The organism is Pseudomonas fluorescens, from assembly GCF_001623525.1.
Taxonomy (GTDB): Bacteria; Pseudomonadota; Gammaproteobacteria; order Pseudomonadales; family Pseudomonadaceae; genus Aquipseudomonas; species Aquipseudomonas fluorescens_Q.
In genome coordinates this window covers 3,046,283-3,066,597 of the sequence record NZ_CP015225.1, presented here as the reverse complement: position 1 = coordinate 3,066,597, position 20,315 = coordinate 3,046,283, and the positions used below count along the sequence as shown (strand labels likewise).

Here is a 20,315-nt window from a genome sequence, read left to right as displayed (position 1 = left end):
GTGAGCTCAGTCGCGATCATCCCTGCCCGTGGCGGTAGCAAACGGATTCCACGCAAAAACCTGAAGCTGTTCGATGGCGTGCCAATGATTGTCCGGTCGATTGAAACCGCGTTGACCTCTCGGCTGTTCGATGAGGTAGTGGTCAGTACAGACGACGAAGAAATCGCCGATATGGCGCAGGCTCATGGTGCTCAAGTTCCGTTCATGCGGCCGGCGTCGCTGGCTGATGATTTCACCGGGACGGCAGCCGTGATTGCCCACGCATTGACTGAACTGCACGAGCGCTCGTTCGATTTCGCCTGTTGTATCTATGCCACCGCGCCGCTGTTGCAGGGGCGGTTTCTGCGCCAGGGGTATGAAGCGCTGCGTACGCATCCTGACAAATCGTACGCACTTTCGGTGACGGGTTTCGGCTTTCCCGTACAACGTGCCTTGACGCTGGATGAGCAGGGCGCGCTGACGCCGCTCTATCCTCAGTTTCGCGACACTCGCTCCCAGGACTTGCCCGAAGCGTTCCAGGACGCGGGCCAGTTCTACTGGGGGCGCCGGGAGGCCTGGTTGCGCGGTGACGTGTTGTTTTCGCCCAAGAGCTTGCCGGTGGTCCTGCCTCGTCATCTGGTACAGGACATCGACACACCAGAGGATTGGAAGCGAGCCGAATACCTCTACGCCGCATTGAAGGCAGGTGGGGAGCTGGAATGAGGGTTTTGATCCGCGCTGACGCTTCGCCAACCATTGGCAGCGGACACATCGCCCGCTGCCTGACCCTGGCTCGCGTGTTGCGTGGGCACGGCGCGCATGTCACGTTTGCCTGCCGCCAATTGCCAGGACATCGCTTACACGCGTTGGCGGCGGAGGGCTTCGAGACGTTCGCCTTACCGGATTTCTATCCTGGGGAGGATCCGCAGCAGGCCATTGAATCCTTGCTGCCCTGGCAGGCGGATATCGCGGCGTTGCAACAGGTATCGAGCGACCAGCCTGGTTTCGATTGGGTCATCGTCGATCATTATGGCCTGGACCATCACTGGCAGACGGCTGCCCGGTGCTTTGCCCCAAGAATCATGGCAGTGGATGATCTGGCGACCCGTACCTACAGCGTCGATCTGCTGCTCAACCAAAACGTGTCTGGTACCCGGGCCGCCTACACGGGTTTGTTGCCCAAGTCTTGCCGAACGCTGCTCGGACCGCGTTACGCCCTGTTGCGCGATGAGTTTCGCTGTGAGGCGATTGACATCAAGCCCAGGGCCCAGCGAGTGCTGGTTAACTTTGGCGGGTTTGATGCGGCGATGCAAACCCACCATGCCATGTTGGCGTTGGCGGATTTCCCGGCGCTTGAAGTCGATTTTGTCGCCGGTGCGGACAACCCGGCCTGGGCTCGGATGCAGGTAATGGCTGCGAGTCGACCCCACTGGCGCTTGCACAGCTTTGTCGGCCATTTCCATCAACTCATGATCGAAGCTGATTTGTTCATTGGGGCTGGTGGCGGTACCAGTTGGGAGCGCGCTGCCCTGGGCTTGCCCACGATCTGCATCGCGGTGTCGAATAATCAGCACGCCAATAGTGAGGCGATGGCGACGTTTGGAGCCCACGTTTATCTAGGCCCTCGAGAGAATGTCACGGTCGGACAGTTGCGCCAGGCCATCGGCTTCGTGGCAGGCAATCAAGGCTTGCGCAAAAGCTTGGCTGAGCATTCCCGGCGGTTGGTCGATGGCTTGGGTGTTCAGCGGGTCGCTGCCACGCTGGCCGGTGCATTATTGAGGGTTCGCCCAGCTAAACAGGCCGATGCCCAATTGATTTTCGAAGGTCGTAACGCCGAGGCTGTACGCCGCGTATCGATGGATACATCATGCATTGACTGGAGCAGTCATTGCCAATGGCTGCAAGCCAGCTTGGTCAACGGGCAACGCCTGCTACTGGTCGGCGAAGCGGCTGATGGACCGGTAGGCGTATTGCGCTATGACCTGCAAGGCAGTGACGCGCTCGTATCCATTTATCTGTTCGAAGGCCGCATCGGGCTTGGTTGGGGAAGGGCATTGCTGGCCTGCGGCGAAGCGTTTGCCGTTGCCCACTGGCCTCAATTACGAAGCCTCAGCGCTCAGATATTGCCCGCCAATCGAGCCTCCCTGAGTCTGTTTAGCCAGGCTGGCTTTACTCAAAACACTTGCGTGTTTACGCGCATCTTGAAGGATCACCTCCATGGCTAGTTTCAAGATCGGCCACTGTGTCATTGGGGCTGAGGCACCGCCTTTCATCATTGCCGAAATGAGTGGCAACCATAACCAGTCCCTGGAGGTGGCGCTGGAAATCGTCGAGGCTGCGGCCAAGGCCGGTGCGCACGCTTTGAAATTGCAGACCTACACCGCCGAGACCATGACGCTGGATCTGAATGAGGGTGAATTTTTCATCAAGGATCCCAACAGCCTGTGGGCCGGAACGTCGCTTTATGAGCTGTATGAAAAGGCCCACACACCGTGGGAATGGCACGCTCCGATTTTCGCCCGTGCCAAGGCGCTGGGCATGTTGGCGTTCTCGACGCCGTTTGACGAGACGGCCGTGGATTTTCTTGAAGCCCTCGACGTGCCGGCCTACAAGATCGCCAGTTTCGAAAACACCGATCTACCGCTGATCCGGCGAGTGGCCGCCACCGGCAAGCCGTTGATTATTTCCACCGGCATGGCGAGCGTTGCTGAACTCGACGAAACTGTACGGGCGGCCCGGGAGGCCGGTTGCAAGGATCTGGTATTGCTCAAGTGCACCAGTACCTATCCGGCCACCCCGGCCAACAGCAATGTGCGCACTATCCCTCATCTGCGGGAATTATTCGGCTGTGAGGTGGGGTTGTCGGACCACTCCATGGGGGTTGGCGTGTCTGTCGCCGCTGTGGCGTTAGGGGCAACCGTGGTCGAGAAACACTTCACTCTCGACCGCGCGGCGGGTGGGGTGGACGCCAGTTTCTCCCTTGAGCCTGCGGAGCTGGCGGCGCTGGTGATCGAAACCGAGCGTGCCTGGCAAGCCATGGGGCAGGTGCACTATGGCGTGACCGAGGCTGAGCGCAAGTCGCTGGTCTATCGGCGTTCTCTGTACGTGACGCAAGACATGAGCCCTGGCGACGCGTTTACAGCACAGAACGTCCGGGCTATTCGCCCAGGTCTCGGACTGCCTCCCAAGTACGCCGACTCCCTGATGGGCCGTTGTGCTCGTCAAGCCATCAAACGTGGCACTCCATTGGCCTGGTCGCTGGTTGAATAGCCCTTTCAAAAAGGCCTTATTCGGAAAATTGGCGTGACCTGCGAGTCATAACGCGCATCTTCACTGTATTGTATTGACCGGGAAGATGGCGCCTGGCCCTTATCAGGACCAGTGATAGCCCTTTACACTTCCCGCTTGTCGGCGCCCCTCGATTCCTTGCGAGCGGTGGTATTGGGCTGTTTTTGATTGGGAAGCCGTAATGATTGGCATAAAAAGCATTGCGAGCTACGTTCCTGTAGCCGGCGTGGACAATTACGCACAAGGTGCAAAATTTGAGAAGGATGAAGAATTCATCCTTGGCAAGATCGGTTCGGCCTTCTTGCCACGCAAGGATGACGGGCAGGAAACCTCTGACCTTTGTGTCGAAGCGGTCAACGCGCTGTTTGCCAACAATCCCGGCCTGAAACGCGAATCCATCGACGTGCTGATCGTCGTTACGCAAAATGGCGATGAAGAAGGCTTGCCGCACACGGCCGCCATCGTCCAGGACAAGCTCGGCTTGCCTACCACGGTGGCAGCGTTTGATATCTCCCTGGGTTGCTCGGGTTATGTCTATGGCATCTACGCCATCAAGGGCTTCATGGAGGCCGCTGGCCTGAAGAATGGCCTGTTGGTGACGGCTGATCCGTATTCGAAAATCGTCGACCCGGAAGACCGCAACACCACGATGCTGTTTGGCGACGCCGCCACCGCCACCTGGATGGGTGAAGATGCGCCGTGGCAACTGGGCAAGGCCAAGTTTGGCACTGACGGTTCCGGTGCGCCGCACCTGAAGGTCAGCGACGGTGTGTTCTTCATGAACGGCCGCCAGGTGTTCAACTTCGCCCTGCTCAAGGTCCCGGCGCATCTGCATGAGTTGCTCGCCGATTCCAACCTGCAAGCCAGTGATATCGATGCGTTCTGTATTCACCAGGGCAGCGCGGCAATTGTCGATGCCGTGGCGCGACGTTTCGAGGGCGAGCCGGAGAAGTTCATCAAGGACATGGTCGAGACCGGCAACACCGTGTCGTCTAGCATTCCACTGCTGCTGGAGAAGCATGTGCTCGATTCCGACTGGAAACGGGTGGCGTTGAGTGGCTTCGGCGTAGGTCTGTCATGGGGCTCGGCGATCATCCATCGCGCGTGAGCCAATAAAACCCAGGCACAAAAATGGCGTCCAAGGTGTAACCTTGAACGCTATTTTTTTGCCTGACGCGAAAGCGAGACACCATGAGCGAGTTCTTCGAGCGCAATCTCCAAATAATCCAGCAGCGTTGGCCAGTCTTGGCTGAGCGCTTGTCGATGGAGGATGTCGGTGGATTGCAAGTCGATCTGGTAGAGGGGCTTGGGTCGACGTTGAGCGTCAATGGTATCCAACTGACCAGCCGGCATGACCGTCTCGCCGAGGCGGACCAGCAAGCCGCCAGTGTGGCGTTGGATGCCTCCATTGTGCATGTCTACGGTACCGGGCTCGGCGATCTGCAGAATCGCTTGCTGGAGCGGGCCGGACTTGAACGGTTATTTGTGCATGTCCTCAACGGTGCGGTATTCGCCCTGGTGCTGCAGGTGCTGGATCAATCTCCCTGGCTTGCCGATCCGAGAGTGGCGTTGCTCTATGCCGGTGATCTCACAGAAATCCAACTGCCATTTTTCGCTCTTCCCGCCGAATTGGTGCTGGCCGATGATTACAGCGCCAAGATTCGTGATCGGTTGATCAGTGAAATTCATCTGGACTTCACTAACCGCGCGTTCGATCCGCAGTCCCCTGAGATTGTCGAGCGCTTGCAGTCGACTTTCAGTCTTGTGCGTGAAGATCGTGACGTTGCCGAGCTGTTCGGCACCTTGAACGGGCGTGAGGCGTTTGTCGTTGCTACCGGCCCCAGTCTCGAGCAGCACTTCGAGAAACTGCGTCGTCTGAGCAAACAAACCGAGCGACCGTTGCTGATTTGTGTCGATACTGCTTACCGACCGTTGATCGATCGTGGCATTACCCCGGATATCGTGGTCAGCATCGACCAGCGTATCTCGGCGCGTCATCTTCCATCCGAAAGTACGGACGCCATTGCCCTGGTCTATCTGCCGATGGCCGACCCGTTGGTGATCGGGGCTTGGCAGGGGCCGCGTTACGCCGGTTACTCTTCGAGTCCCATCTACCTTCAGATGCGGGGACTGTTGCGCCGGGCCGAACTCCATGTAGGCGGCAGCGTGATTCATCCGGCTGTCGATCTGGCGGTGAAAATGGGGGCTGCGCAGGTCACGCTCTTCGGTGCTGATTTTGCCTTTCCCCATGACAAGACTCATGCAGGTTGGGGGGACGGTGACTTGGGACCGCAATTGGGTGCATCCAGGCATTGGGTGCTCGATGGGTATGGCCGGCGAGTCAAGACCCAGCTCAACTTCCGCAGTTACCTCTGCGAGCTGGAGCGTTTTATTGCCGGTAACCCCCAGGTGCGTTTCCATAACAGCAGTCGGGACGGGGCTATGATTGCGGGCACTGATTTCCACCCGGAGTATGTTCAATGAACCCGCTTCAAGGAGTGGTTGATGACGCCCGCGAATGCGCACGCCTGTTTCGTCTCGGGAGGGACGTTGAGGCGGGGTTGGCAATGGTCGTGTTGATCGAATCGGCTCAGCCCTTGGTTGAATCGATGCCGGGCGATGTCCCCTCGTCATGGAACACGCTACTTGCCTTGATGCTAGGTGATCAGCAAGCGCAGAACTGGATCTCCTTGGCCGATTATCTGGAGTACGAATGGGGTCAATTGCTGACCGCTGATCAGTCGTTCTGATTTTTGCCGCTGCGCCGCTGCCATTCGCCTCAAGCGACGCCAGCGGCGTTTCCCTGGCGCCATTTTTCCACCCTTTACTCGCAGCCAAGTCCTTGATTTACGAGGGATGGCATCCTGATGGCAAAATTTTTGAAAATTCTGCTAAAGCAAGTTCCGATTACGACGATAACTATTACGAAGGTTCTCTAGGCCACACCCGGCGGTTGCCAGGGCCGGAAGCCGCAGTACCCAACCAACGAGGAATTCGTCATGGCTTTAACAGTAAACACCAACGTCACATCGTTGAACGTTCAGAAGAACCTGAACCGGGCTTCCGATGCTCTGTCCACTTCGATGACCCGTCTGTCTTCCGGCCTGAAAATCAACAGCGCCAAAGACGACGCCGCCGGCCTGCAAATCGCTACCCGTATGACTTCGCAAATTCGCGGTCAGACTGTTGCGATCAAGAACGCCAACGACGGTATCTCCATCGCTCAGACCGCTGAAGGCGCTCTGCAGGAATCCACCAACATCCTGCAGCGTATGCGTGAACTGGCTGTCCAGGCACGAAACGACTCCAACGGTACCGCTGACCGTGAAGCACTGAACAAAGAATTTGCTCAGATGTCGGACGAACTGACCCGTATCGCTGAGTCGACCAACCTGAACGGTAAGAACCTGATCGACGGTTCCGCTGGCACTATGACCTTCCAGGTCGGTTCCAACACCGGTGCTACCAACCAGATCACTTTGACTCTGGACAGTGGCTTCGATGCTGCAACGCTGAGTGTTGACTCCGCTGCCATCGCCATCACCGGTAGCGACAGCACCACTGCAGAAGCCAGCACCTCTGCTGCAATCGTTGCAATCGATGCTGCTCTGGCAACCATCAACTCCAGCCGTGCCGACCTCGGTGCCGCACAGAACCGTCTGACTAGCACCATCTCCAACCTGCAGAACGTGAACGAGAACGCCGCCGCTGCACTGGGTCGCGTACAAGACACCGACTTCGCTGCCGAAACTGCCCAGCTGACCAAGCAGCAGACTCTGCAACAAGCTTCCACTTCGGTTCTGGCCCAGGCCAACCAGTTGCCATCCGCTGTACTGAAGCTGCTTCAGTAATAGCTGGATGAGTTTTAGCGGGGGAGTGCGCTTGCGTACTCTCTCGCTTTTTCCGTTCAAGAGGTGATGGACATGGATATGAGCGTGAAGCTGAACTTGTCTTATCCGGCGGCGAAACCGGCGCCCAGTGTGGCCGATAAGCCCGTGGAGAAGCCTCGGGCCGAGGTTGCTGTGGTAGCTCCGGTCAAAGAAGCCCCTAAGGATGCTGCTGCTGAACAGGACAAACTGAAGAAGGCCGTTCAGGAAATCGAGAAGTTCGTCCAATCGGTCAAGCGCAACCTGGAGTTCTCTATTGATGAGCCTTCAGGCAAAGTAGTCGTTAAAGTGATCGCCAGTGGTTCCGGTGAAGTCATTCGCCAGATCCCAAACGAAGAAGTTCTGAAACTGGCCAATAGTTTGAATGATGCAAACAGCTTGTTGTTCAGTGCGGAAGCCTGACAATTGGCACGAATTCTGTTGTTATGTTCTTTTGGGCGTTGTAATGGTCAAAAGGCCGGCGACACACTGAAGGGAGTCCCACATGGCAAGTCCAATTCTACCTGGCTTGGGTTTAGGCTCTGGCCTTGATACCACTGCTATCGTCAAGGCACTGGTTGATTCTGACAAAGCGGCCAAGCAAGGTCAGATCGACCGCGCCACCAAGACCAATACGGCCAATATTTCCGGCATTGGCACCCTGAAGTCGTTGCTGGCGACTTTCCAGTCCGCACTGGAAAGCCTGGGCAGCACGACGTCCCCACAATTTACTGGCGTGGCTGCCACCTCCGCCAACACAAGTGCGCTGACCGTGACGGCCGGCAACTCGGCGGTAAGCGGCACTTACTCGGTAAACGTCACTCAGTTGGCGACGTCATCAAAAGTTGCCACCGCCGCATTCGCCGGTGGCGCTTCCAGTGCCGTAGAAGCTGGCACGCTGACCATTAGTCAAAGTGGTAAGGATTACACGCTTGATATTCCGGCCGACGCGACGCTACAGTCGGTTCGGGACGCGATCAATAGCAAGTATTCTTCCAGCGGTTTGACTGCCAACATCGTCACGGACAATTTTGGTTCCCGTTTAGTGGTGGGATCGACAAAAACTGGCGCAGGCAGTGATATTTCGCTCAGCGGTATTGCCAGCTTGGCTGCCAACGGTTCCGTGGAGATGGGGACGCCTAGTGCAACCTCTTCGGGATCAATTGGCCTCGCCAAGGACGCCGTTTTTACGGTCGATGGGCTGTCGATGACCAGTCCAACCAACAAGTTGGATAATGTTATTTCTGGTTTGAACATGACATTGCTCGTCGCCGGCTCCGGACCGACGACTGTCACCGTCGCCACCAACGCCGACGGCCTGAAAGCTTCGATCCAAAAATTCGTTGATGCTTATAATGCCATTGCCAAGGCAGTCACCTCGTTGACCAAGCCTTCGACGGACGCTAATGGCAATTCGGTCCCAGCAGCGCTGACGGGCGACTCGTTGCCGCGCTCTCTGTTGGCGGCCATTCGTGCGCCTTTGTCCGAAACTGGAGCGGGCGACAAACTCACCGTTTTGTCTCAGTTGGGTATCACCACCAACCAGACAACGGGTGCGCTTGATTTCAACAGCGCGAAATTCACCGAAGCCTTGAACACCAAGCAGTTGGGGGGGGAAGTCCAGACGCTGTTCACTGGCGAAAATGGTTTGATCGAGCGCATGCAGAATGCGCTCAAGCCCTACACCGAGACGGGAAAAAAAGATTCCAACGGCAAGCCTGTCGATAACATCCTGACGGCACGCTCCAAAAATCTTGAAATCCTCAAGGCGAAATTGGGCGAAGATCAGTTGGCTTTGGACCGTCGGATCGAGACCCTGACTGCTGTGCTGACAAAAAAGTACAACGACATGGACACCCTGGTCGGCAGGCTGAAAGCCACCGCCAGCAACATCACCTCCATGTTCGAAGCATTGACGGCACAACAGAAGAACAGCTGATTTTCGACCGATGCAAAAAGCCCGGCAGCGTTTTGACAACGTTCCGGGCTTTTGGCTTTTCGACCTAAAGTTTTTTGACGCAGCGTCGATACGCTGTTTATACGAACCGAAGTTTTTTGATGAGGTAGAACATGAATCCGATGTTAGCCCTTCGCCAATACCAGAAGATTGGCGCCCAGGCGCAAACCTCCGAAGCAAGTCCCCATCGTCTTGTGCAGATGCTCATGGAAGGCGGGCTGGACCGTATCGCCCAGGCCAAGGGTGCGATGGAGCGCAAGGATATTGCCAACAAAGGCGTACTGATCAGCAAGGCAATCGGCATCGTCGGTGGCTTGCGTGAAGGCCTGGACCTGGAGAACCAGGCTGAGTCGGTAGCCGAACTGGATGCTCTCTACACCTACATGATGAAGCGCCTGGCCGAAGCCAATGCCAAGACCGATCCGAAGATCCTCGACGAAGTCGCCGATCTGCTCCGCACGGTCAAGGAAGGCTGGGACGGCATCGCGCCAGCTGGTCCGCAATTCTAAGGAGTGCTCTCATGAGTCTTGTCCTGCAGCGAATCGAACAAACCCGTGATGCCTTGGTGGATGCCTTGGCGGAGCGAAACTGGGAAGCCATCGGTCAATTGGACCTGGCTTGCCGTTCCTGCATGGAAGACGTCCTGGGTGAGCCTCAGGTGGACGAGGCGGCGTTGCGGATCAATCTTGAGGAATTGCTAGGGGTCTATCGGCAATTGCTGGAGGCTGCGACGGGAGAGCGTCAGGCGATCGTCGACGAGATGCAACAGATCCATCAAGCACAGAACGCCGCAAAGGTTTACCATCTGTTCGGTTAATGCTCAGTTAATCCGAACCCGTTGCGCCATAAATTTGACTGTGCACGGTTTTTTGACTTAACTAGTAGCTGTTTACAGATTTAAGGCGTCTACAGGCATGACAAGTCTGCAAGCGTCTAGCTTGCCCCCTAATTTCGGGCATTGGGTTGACTAGGGAAGTTGCTATTGCATGTGGCGTGAAACCAAAATTCTCCTGATCGATGACGATAGCGTCCGCCGCCGCGACTTGGCGGTGATCCTAAATTTTCTTGGTGAAGAAAATTTACCCTGCGGAAGCCATGACTGGCAGCAGGCTGTCGGCTCATTGTCGTCCAGTCGTGAAGTCATCTGTGTCCTTATCGGGACCGTAAATGCTCCCGCAACGCTTTTGGGCTTGCTAAAGACACTCTCAACCTGGGATGAGTTCCTTCCGGTTTTGTTAATGGGCGAAAATTCTTCCCTTGACTTGCCTGAAGACCAGCGCCGCCGGGTACTTTCCACGCTCGAAATGCCGCCCAGCTACAGCAAGCTGCTGGATTCTCTGCATCGCGCGCAGGTTTATCGCGAGATGTACGACCAGGCCCGCGAGCGTGGCAGGCATCGCGAACCCAATCTCTTCCGTAGCCTCGTCGGCACCAGCCGGGCGATCCAGCACGTGCGCCAGATGATGCAGCAGGTGGCCGATACCGACGCCAGCGTACTGATCCTGGGCGAGTCGGGCACCGGCAAGGAAGTGGTCGCGCGCAACCTGCATTACCACTCCAAGCGCCGCGAAGCGCCGTTCGTGCCAGTCAACTGTGGCGCGATCCCGGCCGAGTTGCTGGAAAGCGAACTGTTCGGCCATGAGAAAGGCGCCTTCACCGGCGCGATCACCAGCCGCGCCGGGCGTTTCGAACTGGCCAACGGCGGTACGCTGTTTCTCGATGAAATCGGCGACATGCCGTTGCCGATGCAGGTCAAGCTGTTGCGGGTCCTGCAGGAGCGCACCTTCGAACGTGTGGGCAGCAACAAGACCCAGAGTGTCGATGTGCGCATCATTGCCGCTACGCACAAGAACCTCGAGAGCATGATCGAGGTTGGCAGTTTCCGCGAAGACCTCTATTACCGTCTCAACGTTTTCCCGATCGAAATGGCGCCACTGCGCGAGCGGGTCGAAGACATCCCGTTGCTGATGAACGAACTGATCTCGCGCATGGAGCACGAAAAACGCGGTTCGATCCGCTTCAACTCGGCGGCGATCATGTCCCTCTGTCGCCATGGCTGGCCGGGCAACGTCCGTGAGCTGGCCAACCTGGTGGAGCGCATGGCGATCATGCACCCGTATGGGGTGATCGGCGTGAACGAACTGCCGAAGAAATTCCGCTACGTCGACGACGAAGACGAGCAAATGGTCGACAGCCTGCGCAGCGACCTGGAGGAGCGGGTGGCCATCAACGGTCACACGCCGGACTTTACCGCCAATGCCTTGCTGCCGCCCGAAGGCCTGGATCTCAAGGATTACCTGGGAGGCCTTGAACAAGGGCTGATCCAGCAGGCGCTGGACGATGCCAACGGCATCGTGGCCCGCGCCGCAGAACGCCTGCGCATCCGTCGCACCACCCTGGTGGAGAAGATGCGCAAGTACGGCATGAGCCGTCGCGAAGGAGATGAACAGGCGGATGATTGACGCCTGTTTTCCAACCGCCTGATTTTCAGGCGGTTTTTTTTCGGCACGGGTATTGCTATAGCCCTCGCAACGTTCCGTTTAACTGACGGTCAGCCAAGCGAGAGAGCACGATGACCCAAGTCGCCCAGATGTCTCCTGTCCCCGAGCCGGGACACATGCCCTCCGCCGAGCAGGCAAGCCGGCTTGGACTTGAGCAGGCATTTTCGCTGTTCAGCCAGATGTCCAGCCAACTGACGGATTCCTACAGCCTGCTTGAAGCCCGGGTCACCGAGCTCAAGGGCGAGCTGGCCGTGGTCAGCGCCCAGCGCATGCAGGAGCTGGCGGAAAAGGAGCGCCTAGCCAATCGTCTGCAAAATCTCCTCGACCTGTTGCCCGGTGGCGTGATCGTCATCGACGCCCACGGCCGTGTGCGCGAAGCCAACCCGGCGGCCTGCGAGTTGCTCGGCCTGCCCCTGGAAGGCGAGCTGTGGCGGCACGTCATTGCCCGTTGCTTTGCGCCCCGGGACGACGACGGTCATGAGGTCTCCCTCAAGGATGGTCGGCGCCTGTCCATCTCGACGCGCTCGCTGGACGCCGAGCCCGGGCAATTGGTGCTACTCAATGACTTGACTGAAACCCGTCACCTGCAAGACCAGTTGGCTCGCCACGAGCGCTTGTCTTCCCTGGGGCGGATGGTAGCGTCGCTGGCCCATCAGATTCGTACGCCGCTTTCTGCCGCGCTGCTCTATGCCAGTCATCTGACTGAACAGCAATTGCCGATGGAAACCCAGCAACGCTTCGCTGGACGCTTGAAAGAGCGCCTGCACGAACTGGAGCACCAGGTGCGGGACATGCTGGTATTCGCTCGCGGCGAGCTGCCGTTGACTGACCGTGTCACCCCCAAGGCCTTGCTGCAATCACTGCAGGCCGCGGCGTTGACCCATGTACAGGAGCTGCCGATCCGCTGGCAGTGCGACAGTCACGTCGGCGAAGTGTTGTGTAACCGCGACACGTTGGTGGGCGCGGTGTTGAACCTCATCGAAAATGCGATCCAGGCCAGCGGTGGCGACGTCCGGCTGAAAGTGCACTTGTACACACGGGACAACACCTTGCGCCTGTCTGTCAGCGACAACGGCAGCGGTATCGAGCCGGCCGTGCTGGCGCGCCTGGGCGAGCCGTTCTTTACCACCAAGACCACTGGCACCGGCCTGGGCCTGACCGTGGTCAAGGCTGTGGCACGTGCCCATCAGGGAGAATTGCAACTGCGCTCGCGGCTGGGCCGTGGCACCTGTGCGACGGTGTGCTTGCCGCTGTTTTCCAATGCGCCAGGGGTGGAGTGAAAGCAATGGCGATCAAGGTGTTACTGGTTGAGGATGACCGGGCCCTGCGCGAGGCGCTGGCCGATACCCTGGTGCTGGCCGGGCACGACTACGCCGCCGTCGGTTCGGCGGAAGAGGCGCTGCTGGCGGTGGGCCGCGAAGCGTTCAGCCTGGTGGTCAGTGACGTCAATATGCCGGGCATGGACGGCCATCAATTGCTCGGCCTGTTACGTGCCCGTCAGCCGCAACTGCCCGTCTTGCTGATGACCGCTCACGGCGCCGTCGAGCGCGCGGTGGACGCCATGCGCCAGGGCGCCGCGGATTACCTGGTCAAGCCGTTCGAGCCAAAAGCACTGCTGGACTTGGTCGCACGCCATGCCTTGGGCAGCCTCGCGGTCGAGGGCGAAGGCCCGGTGGCCATCGAACCGGCCAGTGCGCAACTGCTGGAATTGGCCGCGCGGGTGGCGCGCAGCGATTCAACCGTGTTGATTTCCGGCGAGTCCGGTACGGGCAAGGAAGTGCTGGCGCGCTATATCCACCAGCAGTCCCGGCGCGCCAGCGAACCGTTCATTGCCATCAATTGCGCGGCGATTCCCGACAACATGCTCGAGGCGACACTATTCGGTCACGAAAAGGGCTCGTTCACGGGGGCCATCGCGGCCCAGCCCGGTAAATTCGAACAAGCCGACGGCGGCACGATCCTGCTCGATGAAATTTCCGAAATGCCGATGGGCCTGCAAGCCAAGCTGTTGCGGGTATTGCAGGAGCGGGAAGTGGAGCGGGTCGGCGCGCGCAAGCCCATCAGCCTGGATATCCGCGTGGTGGCGACCACCAACCGCGATCTGGCCAGCGAAGTGGCCGCGGGACGGTTTCGTGAGGACCTCTATTACCGCCTGTCGGTATTCCCGCTGGCTTGGCGTCCGTTGCGCGAGCGCACCGCCGATATCCTGCCGCTGGCCGAGCGGTTGCTGAACAAGCACGTCAATAAAATGAAGCACGCGGCGGCCCGGCTTTCAGCCGAAGCCAGGGCTTGTCTGGTTGCCTACCCGTGGCCGGGTAATGTCCGAGAGCTCGATAACGCCATCCAGCGGGCCTTGATCCTGCAGCAGGGTGGCCTGATCCAGCCGGAGGATTTCTGCCTGGCGGGGCCGGTGGCCTGCGCGCCGTTGCCTGCGCTGTCGCCGGTGCCAGCAGCGGCCTTTGCCCCCTCGGTGGAAGTGGAAGGCGAGTCGGCCGGCGCCTTGGGAGACGACCTGCGTCGTCGCGAGTTCCAGATGATCATCGACACCCTGCGTGCCGAACGCGGTCGTCGCAAGGAGGCCGCCGAACGCCTGGGGATCAGCCCGCGCACCCTTCGCTACAAGCTGGCGCAAATGCGCGACGCCGGCATGGATGTCGAGGCTTATCTGTTCGCCAGTTGAATAAGCATAAGACCCCGCTGTGGGAGCGAGCTTGCTCGCGATAGCGGCGGGTCAGTGATGTGATGGGCAAGTTCGCTCCCACAATGAGGCAGTGCGCGCATTTGTTTTCCATCGCCATGGAGCTGGCACCCTTGTTGCTAATACCTGAATACCCGCTGAGTAAGTGTCAAAAAAATGCGGGCCGCCAGAGAGAGTAGACCATGAGCCAAGGTATTGAATTTAATCGGTTGATGTTGGACATGCGGGCCATGCAAATGGACGCCATGGCCCAGCCTAAATCGGTCGCGGTCCCCCAGGTGGGTGGCAGCAGCTTTTCCGACATGCTCGGTCAGGCCGTCAATAAAGTGAACGATACCCAGCAGGCATCGAACCAGTTGGCCAGTGCTTTCGAGATTGGCAAAAGTGGCGTCGACCTGACGGACGTAATGATCTCCTCGCAGAAAGCCAGTGTCTCGTTTCAGGCGTTGACCCAGGTTCGTAACAAACTGGTTCAAGCCTACCAAGACATCATGCAGATGCCGGTTTAAGGAAATTATTGAGTCATGGCAGAAGCAGCCGTTGATAACGTTCCGGCCAAGGCCACTCCGGTAGACGGCAAACCGCCGCTGTTCGGTCTGTCCTTCCTGGAAAATCTCTCCGAGATGACCATGCTGCGTCAGGTGGGCCTGTTGGTCGGCCTGGCTGCCAGCGTGGCGATTGGTTTTGCCGTGGTGCTGTGGTCCCAGCAGCCGGACTACCGGCCGCTGTATGGCAGCTTGGCGGGCATGGACGCCAAGCAAGTCATGGAAACCCTGGCTTCCGCCGACATTCCTTACACCGTCGAACCCAATTCCGGCGCGTTGCTGGTCAAGGCTGATGACGTTGCCCGTGCGCGCCTCAAGCTCGCCGCCGCTGGCGTGACGCCTACCGATGGCAACATCGGTTTCGAGATCCTGGACAAGGACCAGGGCCTGGGCACCAGCCAATTCATGGAAGCGACCCGTTATCGTCGCGGCCTGGAAGGTGAGCTGGCGCGGACCATTTCCAGCCTGAACAACGTCAAGGGTGCCCGTGTGCACCTTGCGATCCCGAAAAGCTCGGTGTTCGTGCGCGATGAGCGCAAGCCCAGCGCTTCGGTATTGGTCGAGCTGTATTCGGGCCGTTCCCTGGAGCCAGGCCAGGTCGTGGCCATCGTCAATCTGGTGGCGACCAGCGTACCCGAACTGAGCAAATCGCAGATCACCGTGGTCGACCAGAAAGGCAACCTGTTGTCCGATCAGGCGGAAAACTCCGAACTGACCATGGCTGGCAAGCAATTCGATTACAGCCGCCGCATGGAAGGCATGCTGACCCAGCGGGTGCACAACATCCTGCAACCGATCCTGGGTAACGATCGCTACAAAGCCGAAGTGTCGGCCGATGTCGACTTCAGTGCCGTCGAGTCCACTTCCGAGCAGTTCAACCCGGACCAACCGGCGTTGCGCAGCGAACAGTCGGTGAATGAACAGCGTACCGCCAGCAATGGCCCGCAAGGCGTACCGGGTGCCCTGAGCAACCAGCCGCCATCGCCGGCCAGCGCGCCGCAGACCACCGGTGGCGCCACCGCGGCCGCCGGCATGGTCCAGCCTGGGCAGCCGCTGATCGATGCCAATGGCCAGCAGATCATGGACCCGGCCACCGGCCAGCCGATGCTGGCGCCGTATCCGGCCGACAAGCGTCAGCAGTCGACCAAGAATTTCGAACTCGACCGTTCCATCAGCCACACCAAGCAACAGCAGGGCCGCTTGAATCGCCTGTCGGTCGCCGTGGTGGTGGACGATCAGGTCAAGGTCAACGCGGCCAACGGCGAAACAAGTCGTGCGCCATGGAGCGCCGACGAATTGGCGCGCTTTACTCGCCTGGTGCAGGACGCCGTCGGTTTCGACGCCAGCCGCGGCGACAGCGTCAGTGTGATCAACGTGCCGTTCTCCCTGGAGCGCGGTGAAGTGGTCGCCGATATTCCGTTTTATTCGCAACCCTGGTTCTGGGATGTGGTCAAGCAAGTACTGGGTGTGTTGTTTATCCTGGTGCTGGTGTTTGGCGTGCTGCGTCCGGTGCTCAACAACATCACCGGTGGCGGCAAGAACAAGCAGTTGGCAGCTTTCGGCGATGTCGAGCTGGGAGGCATGGGCGGCCTGGATGGCGAATTGGCCAACGATCGCGTCAGCCTCGGCGGTCCGCAGAGCATTCTGCTGCCAAGCCCGAGCGAAGGCTATGACGCTCAGTTGAACGCTATCAAGAGTCTGGTGGCAGAAGACCCGGGTCGTGTGGCCCAGGTCGTGAAAGAGTGGATTAACGCAGATGAGTGATAATCGAGCCGCTGTTGCCAAATTGTCCCGGGTCGACAAAGCCGCGATCTTGCTGCTGTCCCTGGGTTCGACCGACGCTGCCCAGGTGCTGCGCCACATGGGCCCCAAGGAGGTCCAGCGGGTGGGCGTGGCCATGGCGCAAATGGGCAACGTACACCGTGAGCAGGTCGAGCAGGTGATGAGTGAGTTCGTCGACATCGTCGGCGATCAGACCAGCCTGGGCGTCGGTTCCGACGACTATGTGCGCAAGATGCTCACCCAGGCACTGGGCGAGGACAAGGCCAACGGCCTGATCGACCGGATCCTGCTGGGCGGCAACACCAGTGGCCTGGACAGCCTCAAGTGGATGGAACCGCGGGCGGTTGCCGACGTGATCCGTTACGAGCACCCGCAGATCCAGGCGATCGTGGTGGCTTACCTCGACCCGGACCAGGCCGGTGAAGTGCTGGGCAATTTCGACCACAAGGTCCGCCTGGACATCATCCTGCGGGTGTCTTCGCTCAACACCGTGCAGCCGGCGGCCCTGAAAGAATTGAACCAGATCCTCGAGAAGCAGTTCTCGGGCAACTCCAATGCCTCGCGCACCACCCTGGGCGGCATCAAGCGCGCGGCAGACATCATGAACTTCCTCGACAGTTCCATCGAAGGTCAGTTGATGGATTCGATCCGCGAGTTCGACGAAGACCTGTCCGGTCAGATCGAAGACCTCATGTTCGTGTTCAACAACCTGTCCGATGTCGACGATCGTGGCATCCAGGCGCTGTTGCGCGAAGTGTCGTCCGACGTGCTGGTACTGGCCCTCAAGGGGTCGGACGAAGGCGTCAAGGAAAAGATCTTCAAGAACATGTCCAAACGGGCGGCCGAACTGTTGCGCGACGATCTCGAGGCCAAGGGCCCGGTACGCGTCAGCGACGTGGAAACCGCACAGAAGGAAATCCTCACCATCGCCCGCCGCATGGCCGAAGCCGGGGAGATCGTTCTCGGTGGCAAGGGCGGCGAAGAGATGATCTAAGGTCGTTATGTCTGCCAAGAGTGATGAAGCACCCAGCGACCTGATCCGCGCCCGTGACGTCGGTGGTTTCGACGTCTGGTCGCTGCCCAGCTTCGACCCCCATGTTCCCGAGCCTGAGCCGGAACCGGTGGAAGAGCTGCCGGAACCGGAGGAAGTGCCGCTGGAAGAAGTCCAGCCACTGACCCTCGAGGAAGTCGAGAGCATTCGCCAGGAGGCCTACAACGAAGGCTTTGCCGTGGGTGAAAAGGAAGGCTTCCACAGCACCACGCTCAAGGTCCGCCAGGAAGCCGACGTGGCGCTGACGGCCAAGCTCCGTGCGCTGGAATCGCTGATGCTCAACCTGTTCGACCCCATCGCCGAGCAGGACACCCAGATCGAGAAATCCCTGGTCGGGCTGGTGCAGCACATTGCCCGGCAAGTCATCCAGCGTGAACTGGCCATCGATTCGACCCAGATCGAACATGTCATGCGCGAAGCGCTCAAGTTGTTGCCATTGGGCGTGGGCAATGTGCGGCTGTACATCAATCCCCAGGACTTCGAGCTGGTCAAGGCCCTGCGCGAACGCCATGAAGAAACCTGGCGTATCGTCGAGGACGCTTCGCTGCTGCCCGGCGGTTGCCGTGTGGAAACCGAACACAGCCGCATCGACGCAACCGTTGAAACCCGCATCAGCCAGATCATGGCCAAATTGTTCGACCAGTTGCACGAACAGGCCCTGCATCCAGCCGCTCCCGACCTGAGCCTGGAACTGCCGGACGACCCCCTGATCAGCGCTGATGCCGCGCCGGTCGATGCTGGCTTGGATGTACCTGAATTGGACGCTTCTGCACTGGACAGCCGCGATGCGCCTTGAGCGAACCAGCTTCGGCAAGCGCCTGGGCAGCTACGCCGAGGCCAGTGAGCTGGCCGGCCAACCGATCCTGGAAGGTCGCCTGCTGCGCATGGTTGGCCTGACCCTCGAAGCCGAGGGGCTGCGTGCCGCCATGGGCAGCCGTTGCATGGTGATCAACGACGACAGCTACCACCCGGTGCAGGTCGAAGCCGAAGTCATGGGGTTTTCCGGCAGCAAGGTTTTCTTGATGCCGGTGGGCAGTGTCGCCGGTATCGCGCCCGGTGCGCGCGTGGTACCCCTGGCCGATAACGGTCGCCTGCCCATGGGCATGAGCATGCTCGGGCGCGTGCTGGACGGGGCCGGGCGCGCCCTGGATGGCAAGGGCGGCATGAAGGCCGAAGATTGGGTGCCGATGGACGGCCCGACGATCAACCCCCTCAAGCGCGACCCCATCAGCGTACCGCTGGACGTGGGCATCCGCTGCATCAACGGTTTATTGACGGTCGGACGCGGCCAGCGCCTGGGCCTGTTTGCCGGTACCGGGGTGGGCAAGAGTGTGCTGCTGGGCATGATGACCCGCTTCACCGAGGCCGACATCATCGTGGTGGGACTGATCGGCGAGCGGGGTCGTGAGGTGAAGGAATTCATCGAGCACATTCTTGGCGAGGAAGGGCTCAAGCGTTCGGTGGTGGTGGCTTCGCCAGCGGACGATGCGCCATTGATGCGCCTGCGGGCAGCCATGTACTGCACGCGCATTGCCGAGTACTTCCGCGACAAAGGCAAGAACGTCCTGTTGCTGATGGATTCTCTGACCCGTTTCGCCCAGGCTCAGCGGGAAATCGCCTTGGCCATCGGCGAGCCGCCGGCCACCAAGGGTTATCCGCCTTCGGTATTCGCCAAGCTGCCGAAACTGGTGGAACGCGCAGGCAATGCGGAAAAGGGCGGCGGTTCCATCACCGCGTTCTATACCGTGCTGTCCGAAGGCGACGACCAGCAGGACCCCATCGCCGACTCGGCCCGGGGCGTACTCGACGGGCACATCGTGCTGTCCAGGCGCCTGGCCGAAGAAGGGCATTACCCGGCCATCGACATCGAGGCGTCAATCAGTCGGGTCATGCCGTCGGTGATCAGTGCCGAACACATGAAGCGGGCCCAGCAGTTCAAGCAGTACTGGTCGCGCTACCAGCAAAGCCGCGACCTGATCAGCGTCGGCGCCTATGTCCCCGGCGGTGATCGCGAGACCGACACCGCCATCAGTCTTTACCCGTCCATGGCCGTTTATCTGCGCCAAAGCCTGAACGACAACATCGGCATGGGCGCCAGCGAAGCGCACTTGCAGACTATTTTCGCCCCGGTCTCAGGCACGTAACCGGCCATGGCCACGAGTCGTGCGGCACGCCTGGCGCCAGTGGTGGACATGGCCGAAAAGGCCGAGAAGACCGCCGTCCAGCGACTGGCCTATTTCCAGGGCCAGGTCAAAGTCGCCGAAAGCAAGCTGGCTGACCTCGAAAACTTTCGACTCGAATACCAGGAACAGTGGATCGCCCGTGGCGCCCACGGGGTTTCCGGGCAGTGGTTGTTGGGTTACCAAGGATTCCTCGCGCAGTTGGGTACCGCTATCGACCAACAGCGTCAAAGCCTGGTCTGGCACCAGAACAACCTGGAAAAGGCCCGTCAGAGCTGGCAAGAGGCGTTTGCCCGGGTCGAAGGGTTGCGCAAACTGGTGCAGCGCTATATTGATGAGGCGCGGCAACTGGAAGACAAGCGCGAACAGAAACTGCTGGATGAGTTGTCCCAGCGCCTGCCGCGTCAGAATCCCTATTGATGAGAAACCAGGATTTTGTCGGATGATCGAGGCAAAACCTTGCTCAGA

Annotated in this window: 20 protein-coding genes; all 20 read left to right on the top strand. The window is 59.4% G+C overall.

The genetic code is table 11. The annotated features are described in order from the left end of the window. The gene (gene pseF / locus TK06_RS13125) at positions 1 to 702 is read left to right on the top strand and encodes a pseudaminic acid cytidylyltransferase (RefSeq protein WP_063322416.1); all 702 of its coding nucleotides are present in this window, start codon (positions 1 to 3) and stop codon (positions 700 to 702) included. Then, complete coding sequence (pseG, locus tag TK06_RS13120; protein ID WP_063322415.1) at positions 699 to 2,204, top strand: UDP-2,4-diacetamido-2,4,6-trideoxy-beta-L-altropyranose hydrolase; 1,506 nt, start codon at positions 699 to 701, stop codon at positions 2,202 to 2,204. Before pseF ends, pseG begins: the two co-directional genes overlap by 4 nt. Further along, complete coding sequence (gene pseI / locus TK06_RS13115; RefSeq protein ID WP_063322414.1) at positions 2,197 to 3,249, top strand: pseudaminic acid synthase; 1,053 nt, start codon at positions 2,197 to 2,199, stop codon at positions 3,247 to 3,249. The genes pseG and pseI overlap by 8 nt, the downstream gene beginning before the upstream one ends. Positions 3,250 to 3,448: 199 nt before the next feature. Next, positions 3,449 to 4,375, top strand: coding sequence for a ketoacyl-ACP synthase III (locus tag TK06_RS13110; RefSeq protein ID WP_063322413.1), 927 nt, complete (start codon positions 3,449 to 3,451; stop codon positions 4,373 to 4,375). Between the two features lie 83 nt (positions 4,376 to 4,458). Beyond that, complete coding sequence (locus TK06_RS13105) at positions 4,459 to 5,751, top strand: motility associated factor glycosyltransferase family protein (protein ID WP_063322412.1); 1,293 nt, start codon at positions 4,459 to 4,461, stop codon at positions 5,749 to 5,751. After that, positions 5,748 to 6,017 (top strand): hypothetical protein, encoded by a 270-nt coding sequence (locus TK06_RS13100; RefSeq protein WP_063322411.1) that lies wholly within the window; start codon positions 5,748 to 5,750, stop codon positions 6,015 to 6,017. The genes TK06_RS13105 and TK06_RS13100 overlap by 4 nt, the downstream gene beginning before the upstream one ends. 249 nt (positions 6,018 to 6,266) lie before the next feature. Further along, a complete protein-coding gene (locus TK06_RS13095) occupies positions 6,267 to 7,118 on the top strand; it encodes a flagellin domain-containing protein (RefSeq protein WP_063322410.1) in 852 nt (283 codons plus the stop codon). A 72-nt stretch (positions 7,119 to 7,190) separates the two neighbouring features. Next, positions 7,191 to 7,556 carry a flagellar protein FlaG gene (locus TK06_RS13090; protein WP_063322409.1) on the top strand — a complete coding sequence of 122 codons (366 nt, stop codon included), beginning with the start codon at positions 7,191 to 7,193 and terminating at the stop codon, positions 7,554 to 7,556. An 82-nt stretch (positions 7,557 to 7,638) separates the two neighbouring features. Further along, positions 7,639 to 9,072, top strand: coding sequence for a flagellar filament capping protein FliD (gene fliD / locus TK06_RS13085; protein ID WP_063322408.1), 1,434 nt, complete (start codon positions 7,639 to 7,641; stop codon positions 9,070 to 9,072). Between the two features lie 131 nt (positions 9,073 to 9,203). Further along, a complete protein-coding gene (fliS, locus tag TK06_RS13080; RefSeq protein ID WP_030141090.1) occupies positions 9,204 to 9,599 on the top strand; it encodes a flagellar export chaperone FliS in 396 nt (131 codons plus the stop codon). An 11-nt stretch (positions 9,600 to 9,610) separates the two neighbouring features. After that, the gene (locus TK06_RS13075; protein WP_063322407.1) at positions 9,611 to 9,907 is read left to right on the top strand and encodes a hypothetical protein; all 297 of its coding nucleotides are present in this window, start codon (positions 9,611 to 9,613) and stop codon (positions 9,905 to 9,907) included. 169 nt (positions 9,908 to 10,076) lie between these two features. Continuing rightward, on the top strand, positions 10,077 to 11,552 hold the full coding sequence (locus TK06_RS13070; protein ID WP_003199076.1) for a sigma-54 dependent transcriptional regulator: 1,476 nt from the start codon (positions 10,077 to 10,079) through the stop codon (positions 11,550 to 11,552). Between the two features lie 110 nt (positions 11,553 to 11,662). After that, on the top strand, positions 11,663 to 12,871 hold the full coding sequence (locus TK06_RS13065; protein ID WP_063322406.1) for a sensor histidine kinase: 1,209 nt from the start codon (positions 11,663 to 11,665) through the stop codon (positions 12,869 to 12,871). Between the two features lie 5 nt (positions 12,872 to 12,876). After that, positions 12,877 to 14,271, top strand: a complete 1,395-nt coding sequence (gene fleR / locus TK06_RS13060) for a sigma-54-dependent response regulator transcription factor FleR (RefSeq protein WP_063322405.1) — start codon at positions 12,877 to 12,879, stop codon at positions 14,269 to 14,271. A gap of 200 nt (positions 14,272 to 14,471) precedes the next feature. Then, the gene (fliE, locus tag TK06_RS13055; protein WP_003199082.1) at positions 14,472 to 14,798 is read left to right on the top strand and encodes a flagellar hook-basal body complex protein FliE; all 327 of its coding nucleotides are present in this window, start codon (positions 14,472 to 14,474) and stop codon (positions 14,796 to 14,798) included. Between the two features lie 15 nt (positions 14,799 to 14,813). Then, entirely contained in the window at positions 14,814 to 16,598 is a 1,785-nt protein-coding gene (gene fliF / locus TK06_RS13050) for a flagellar basal-body MS-ring/collar protein FliF (protein ID WP_063322404.1), read from the top strand. After that, positions 16,591 to 17,610 (top strand): flagellar motor switch protein FliG, encoded by a 1,020-nt coding sequence (gene fliG, locus TK06_RS13045; protein ID WP_003199086.1) that lies wholly within the window; start codon positions 16,591 to 16,593, stop codon positions 17,608 to 17,610. Before fliF ends, fliG begins: the two co-directional genes overlap by 8 nt. A gap of 7 nt (positions 17,611 to 17,617) precedes the next feature. After that, positions 17,618 to 18,463, top strand: a complete 846-nt coding sequence (gene fliH / locus TK06_RS13040) for a flagellar assembly protein FliH (RefSeq protein ID WP_063322403.1) — start codon at positions 17,618 to 17,620, stop codon at positions 18,461 to 18,463. Then, positions 18,453 to 19,811 (top strand): flagellar protein export ATPase FliI, encoded by a 1,359-nt coding sequence (gene fliI / locus TK06_RS13035; protein WP_063322402.1) that lies wholly within the window; start codon positions 18,453 to 18,455, stop codon positions 19,809 to 19,811. The genes fliH and fliI overlap by 11 nt, the downstream gene beginning before the upstream one ends. A 6-nt stretch (positions 19,812 to 19,817) precedes the next feature. Then, positions 19,818 to 20,267 (top strand): flagellar export protein FliJ, encoded by a 450-nt coding sequence (fliJ, locus tag TK06_RS13030; protein ID WP_003199091.1) that lies wholly within the window; start codon positions 19,818 to 19,820, stop codon positions 20,265 to 20,267. Positions 20,268 to 20,315 lie beyond the last annotated feature (48 nt).

Bases quoted from the DNA above. Each gene is read 5' to 3' on its own strand.
- TK06_RS13070 (WP_003199076.1), top strand. From the start codon at position 10,077: ATGTGGCGTGAAACCAAAATTCTCCTGATCGATGACGATAGCGTCCGC.
- TK06_RS13100 (WP_063322411.1), top strand. From the start codon at position 5,748: ATGAACCCGCTTCAAGGAGTGGTTGATGACGCCCGCGAATGCGCACGC.
- TK06_RS13075 (WP_063322407.1), top strand. From the start codon at position 9,611: ATGAGTCTTGTCCTGCAGCGAATCGAACAAACCCGTGATGCCTTGGTG.
- fliH (WP_063322403.1), top strand. From the start codon at position 17,618: ATGTCTGCCAAGAGTGATGAAGCACCCAGCGACCTGATCCGCGCCCGT.
- TK06_RS13110 (WP_063322413.1), top strand. From the start codon at position 3,449: ATGATTGGCATAAAAAGCATTGCGAGCTACGTTCCTGTAGCCGGCGTG.
- fliJ (WP_003199091.1), top strand. From the start codon at position 19,818: ATGGCCACGAGTCGTGCGGCACGCCTGGCGCCAGTGGTGGACATGGCC.
- TK06_RS13095 (WP_063322410.1), top strand. From the start codon at position 6,267: ATGGCTTTAACAGTAAACACCAACGTCACATCGTTGAACGTTCAGAAG.
- pseI (WP_063322414.1), top strand. From the start codon at position 2,197: ATGGCTAGTTTCAAGATCGGCCACTGTGTCATTGGGGCTGAGGCACCG.
- fliE (WP_003199082.1), top strand. From the start codon at position 14,472: ATGAGCCAAGGTATTGAATTTAATCGGTTGATGTTGGACATGCGGGCC.
- TK06_RS13105 (WP_063322412.1), top strand. From the start codon at position 4,459: ATGAGCGAGTTCTTCGAGCGCAATCTCCAAATAATCCAGCAGCGTTGG.
- fliG (WP_003199086.1), top strand. From the start codon at position 16,591: ATGAGTGATAATCGAGCCGCTGTTGCCAAATTGTCCCGGGTCGACAAA.
- pseG (WP_063322415.1), top strand. From the start codon at position 699: ATGAGGGTTTTGATCCGCGCTGACGCTTCGCCAACCATTGGCAGCGGA.
- TK06_RS13090 (WP_063322409.1), top strand. From the start codon at position 7,191: ATGGATATGAGCGTGAAGCTGAACTTGTCTTATCCGGCGGCGAAACCG.
- fliS (WP_030141090.1), top strand. From the start codon at position 9,204: ATGAATCCGATGTTAGCCCTTCGCCAATACCAGAAGATTGGCGCCCAG.
- TK06_RS13065 (WP_063322406.1), top strand. From the start codon at position 11,663: ATGACCCAAGTCGCCCAGATGTCTCCTGTCCCCGAGCCGGGACACATG.
- fliD (WP_063322408.1), top strand. From the start codon at position 7,639: ATGGCAAGTCCAATTCTACCTGGCTTGGGTTTAGGCTCTGGCCTTGAT.
- fliF (WP_063322404.1), top strand. From the start codon at position 14,814: ATGGCAGAAGCAGCCGTTGATAACGTTCCGGCCAAGGCCACTCCGGTA.
- fliI (WP_063322402.1), top strand. From the start codon at position 18,453: ATGCGCCTTGAGCGAACCAGCTTCGGCAAGCGCCTGGGCAGCTACGCC.
- fleR (WP_063322405.1), top strand. From the start codon at position 12,877: ATGGCGATCAAGGTGTTACTGGTTGAGGATGACCGGGCCCTGCGCGAG.